We start from the raw sequence: 4,784 nt of genomic DNA, 5'->3' as shown, positions 1-4,784 counted from the left end.
TAGAGCGAGTGGTCGCCCGCGATCGTGACGATGGACTCGGACGTGATCTCGTCGCGCTCGGGCCCGCCGGTGAACCACCCGACGAACTCATAGCCCGTGCGGCTGGTCGCCGCGAGCCTGCCGTACTGCTGGCCGAAGGTGACCTGCTTCGTCTCCGGATCGGGGTCGGACCCGCCCTGCGCGTCGAAGGTCACCGTGTACTCGTTCGCCGTCCACTGCGCGTAGAGCGTGTGGTCGTCGGCCGTCGTCACGACGCTCTCCCAGGTGATCAGGTCGCCGCCTTCCGCCTGCGTGAACCACCCGTCGAACGAGTAGCCCGCGCGGTCCGTGGTCGCGAGGTCCTGGTAGCTCGAGGCGAACACCACCTGCTTGCTCTCCGGCACGGGCGTCGAACCGCCCTGCGCGTCGAAGGTCACCGTGTACTCGTTCGGCGTCCAGTGCGCGTACAGCGTGTGGTCCCCGGCCGTGGTGACGACCGTCTCCGCGGTCACCTCGCCGCGCTCGGGGCCGTCGAACCACCCCGCCAGCGCGTAGCCCGTGCGGCTCGTCGTCGCGAGCGTGCCGTACAGCGCACCGAAGGTGACGATCTTGCTCGCCGGGGTCGGGTTCGTTCCACCGGCCGCGTCGAAGAACACCATGTAGTCATTGGCGGTCCACTGCGCGTAGAGCGTGTCGTCCGCCGCCACGGTCACGATGCTCTCGGCCGTCACCTGGTCGCCGCCGCCCGGCGCGGTGAACCAGCCGTCGAACACGTAGCCTTCACGGTCCGTCGTGGCGAGCGCTCCGTACGCCTGCCCGTACGTCACCTGCTTGGTCTGCGGCACGGGTGTCGTGCCGTCCATCGCCTCGAACGTCACCGTGTACTCGTTGGCGGTCCACTGCGCGTAGAGCGTGTCGTCGGCGGCCACGGCCACGATGCTCTCGGCCGTGATCTCGTCGCCGCCCGTCGGCTCGGTGAACCACCCGTCGAGGGTGTACCCGGCCAGGCTCGTCGTCGCGAGCGTGCCGTACAGCGAACCGAAGGTGACGATCTTGCTCGCCGGGGTCGGGTACGTTCCGCCGGCCGCATCGAAGAACACCATGTAGTCGTTGGCCGTCCACTTCGCGTAGAGGCTCAGCGCGGCGTTGGTGGTGTAGGACGCGCCCTCGGCGTAGTTCGTGCCCGAGCCGTTGGCGGCGGTGTTCCACCCCGAGAGCGTGTAGCCGGTCTTCTCGAGGCCGCCCGTGTCGGTCCGCAGCGTGAGGGCCACGTTGTAAACCTTGGTCTGCGCGTCCGGGGCCGTGCCGGCCGTCGCGCCGTTGGCGTCGTAGGTCACCGGCCACGTGTTCAAGGTCCACTCGGCGTACATCGTGACCGCGGCGTTCGCGGTGTAGGTGCCGCCGGCGTCGTAGTGCGTGCCCAGCCCGTCCGCCTGCGTGTTCCACCCGGTGAACGTGGAGCCCGTCTTCACGAGGCTGCCCGTGTTGGTCCGCAGCGTGAGCGGCACGTCGTGGACCTTCGTCTGCGACGAGGGCGCCGACCCGCCGGTGCTCCCGTTGCCGTTGTAGGTCACGGCGTAGGTCTGCGGCACGTTGTTCGTGACGGCCTGATCCGTGAAGCTCCCGAGGTAGAGGCCGTCCGCCGCCACGACCGTGCCCTGCGTGTAGTTCAGGGTGACGGTGTTGCCGTAGACGATGGTCGTGCCGGAGCACGTGAGGTTGATCTTCGTCGGGTCGGCGTTCAGGGCGGCCGCCGAGAAGCTCTGGTTCGAGCCGCCGTTGATCTTGTAGACGAACTGACCGTGCTTGCCTGACGGGTTGGCCATCGCCCTGCTGAAGGTGACGACGATGCCGTTGCCCGCCGTGTTCGTCTCCGCAGAGACGACCGTGAGCGCCGGGTCGGGCACGATGTTGCTGACCGCCTGGCCGCTGAAGGTCGCCAGCACTCCCCCGTCGGCCGCGACGACCGTGCCCGCGGTGTAGTTCACCGTCACGGTGTTGCCGGCCGCGATGGCCGTGCCCGCGCAGGTGAGGTCGATCTTCGTGGTCGTGGCGTTGAGAGCGGCGGCGGAGAACGCCTGCGTCGCCCCACCGTTGATCTGATACGTGAACTGGTCGTGCTTGCCGGCGGGGTTCGCCATCGCCTTGCTGAAGGTGATGGTGATGACCGAACCCGCCGTGTTCGTCGTCGCCGACGAGAAGGTCGGCGGGGCTGGCATGGCGTTGGTCACGGCGAAGTCGCTGAAGCTGTCGAGCGCGACAGTGTCGGCCGCGGCCACCGTGCCGGCCGTGTAGCTCACCGTGACCGTGTTGCCGTAGGCGATGGGCGTCCCGGAGCAGGTCAGCTCGATCTTCTTCGTGTCGGCGTTCAGGGCCGCCGCAGAGAAGGTCTGCGCGCCCCCGCCGTTGATCTTGTACGAGAACTGGTCGTGCATCCCGGCCGGGTCGGCCATCGCGCGGCTGAAGGTGATAGTGACGACCGTGCCGGCGGCGTTCGTGGTCGCGCTCCACGGACACGGCGAGCGCCCGCCCGAGCCGTCGAGGCTGTACTGGAGGGTCCCGTAGGGTGCAGCGGTGCTCACCAGGTAGAGCTTCGTGTCGGAGTCGCCGATGATGAGGTCGGTGGTGTAGGAGTGATTGACCTGGGCGCTCGGAGAGAACGAGTCGCTCGCGTACGACGCCGTCGAGACGCGCCACGGCGTGATGAGCGTGTACTTCTTGATCTGCAGTGTCGAGGAGCCGTTCGGGTGCTTGCCGATCGCGCACATGGTCGCGCCGTCGCTGCTGAACCAGAAGTCCAGCGCTCCCCAGAACAGGTTGCCGGCCGCCTCGCCGCCGATGTTGAACGAGTAGCCGCTCGCGGAGGCGCTCGACACGCTCCACGGCGTGGAGAGCGTCCACTGGTAGATGGGCCGGCTCATGTTCTGGATCTCGGAGACGTACATCTTCGTCCCGTCGGCGGAGAACTCGAGGCCGCCGGGGATGGTGTACCCGATGGTCTTCTGGCCGCTCGGCGTGCTGGAGAGCGTCGAGACGTCCCACGCGGTCCCGAAGTTGTGCTGCACGACGCTCGTGGTCATGCCCGGCCAATCGATGACGAAGTAGAGCCTCGTCCCGTCCGGGCTGATGTGCAGGTTGTGCCCGTACGCTCCGTAGGGCGGGTTGCTCCCCGAGATCGTGAACGTCTTGGTCGCCACGTAGGAGGCGGTGGTCAGGTCCCACGGCGTGGCGAGCGTGTAGTACCTGATCGTGGCGGGCGCCGAGCCCGTGAGGATGTAGAGCTTGGTGCCGTCGGGGCTGAGCTGCCCGCCGCCGAGGTACACCGCCTCGGAGAGGTAGTCGCAATCGTAGATCGCGTCACCGAGCGTGAAGGCGAGCGCCTGCGGCGCGGCCGTCGCAACAGCGAGCGCGGCCAGCGCGAGCGTGATGAGCCAACCGGTGATCGAGCGTGTCATCTTCTTCCCCTCCGCGTGGATGGCCGCCCGGGTTGGGCGGCCATGTCGGGGCGAAGATGAGCAAGTTTCGTACCGACGAGACAAGAGGCAGCAGGCCACGAAGCTTGACACGCTTCAGAGCCTGCGGCTTGTGGTAACGCACGGTCTCTGACGCCCGGATCGGCCGCCGGACCCGCCGGCTACTGCAGCAGGACGATCATCCGGGCGCTCGCGTTGTCGCCCTGGCTCAGACGGACGAAGTAGATGCCGGACGCCGCGGACGCGCCTCGCGACGCTCGCCCGTTCCACGCGGTCTCGTGTCGCCCCGCCCTCTGCACCTCGTCCACCAGCACCGCCACCTCGCGCCCGGCCACGTCGTACACGGCGAGGCGCACGCGACCCGACTCGGGCAGCGTGTAGGAGACCACCGTCTGTCCCCTGAACGGGTTCGGGGCGGCGTGGAGCGCGAGGGACGAGCCCTCGTCCCCCGGAGGCACCGCGGCCTCCGGGTCCACCTGGAAGGTGTACCAGCCCTGCGGAGCCGTGCGCGGGAGCGTCTCCGCCCGGCCGCCGGAGTCGGCGGCCGCCACGTAGTACTCGACGACGTCGCCGCCTCGCCTCGGCACACCCCAAGCGCGGGAGGGGTGCGACGGCCGGTGAGCCCCATGCGCTTGACATGGCGCGAGAACCGTGGCATACTATGTTCGATAGCCGAACTAACTTCCGGCGCGCTCGCGGGTTCTCCGTCGAGGGAGGGACTTCTGATGACTCTGCGCGGCCTGCGAAGGGGTATCGGGCTCCTGATGCTCCTCTGCCTGGTGAGGTCTGCGCCGGCTCAGGCCCAGTGCATCCTGGCGAACCCGAGCTTCGAGATCCCCGGCTCAGGCGGGCGCGTCTTCGGCGGCTGGGAACAGTTCGGCACGGTCGGCTCCGTCACTTTCGCCACGCACGGCTCCACAGCGGCGCGCGTCTCCGGCCCCAACCTTGGCGGCTGGGACGTGTCGGCGTTCTGGCAGCAGCAGGACTGCGTTCCGGGCGAGCGCTGGAGGGTCACCGGCACGGTGGCGCACTCGACCACCAGCCCTCTCAGCGGAAGCTCCCGCGCCATCGTGAACGTCGAGTGGCACGGCTCAAGCGGCATGATCAGTTACGAGTCGCACGACGTGGCGCTCCCGGCGACACCGACCAACGAGTACAGGAGCTTCTCCGTGCTCAGCAACCCGGCCCCGTCCGGGACCGTTGCCATGCGCGCCCTCTTCGGGGTTCTTCAGGGCCCGAGCGATCCGCGTCCCATCGTCTACTACGACCAGACGACCGTCCTGAGCCAGAGCTACCCGACGATCGAGGACATGCAGTGGAACGACTTCCCCG

3 protein-coding genes are annotated in these 4,784 nt (G+C 68.4%); 1 reads left to right on the top strand and 2 read right to left on the bottom strand.

Annotated elements, in window-relative coordinates; all coding sequences use genetic code 11:
* Both FJY74_09315 and FJY74_09310 read right to left on the bottom strand, forming a co-directional pair.
* Positions 1–3,434: InlB B-repeat-containing protein (locus FJY74_09315; GenBank protein MBM3308510.1), on the bottom strand; the 3,434-nt coding region annotated here is incomplete at its 3' end.
* Positions 3,435–3,613: 179 nt separating this feature from the next.
* A complete protein-coding gene (locus FJY74_09310) occupies positions 3,614–4,039 on the bottom strand; it encodes a T9SS type A sorting domain-containing protein (protein MBM3308509.1) in 426 nt (141 codons plus the stop codon).
* 138 nt (positions 4,040–4,177) lie between these two features.
* Here FJY74_09310 and FJY74_09305 point away from each other — a divergent pair.
* On the top strand, positions 4,178–4,784 hold a 607-nt coding region (locus FJY74_09305), incomplete at its 3' end, for a hypothetical protein (GenBank protein MBM3308508.1).

This window comes from Candidatus Effluviviaceae Genus I sp. (assembly GCA_016867725.1).
In the GTDB taxonomy this organism is placed as follows: domain Bacteria; phylum Joyebacterota; class Joyebacteria; order Joyebacterales; family Joyebacteraceae; genus VGIX01.
This window is presented reverse-complemented; position numbering and strand designations above follow the sequence as displayed.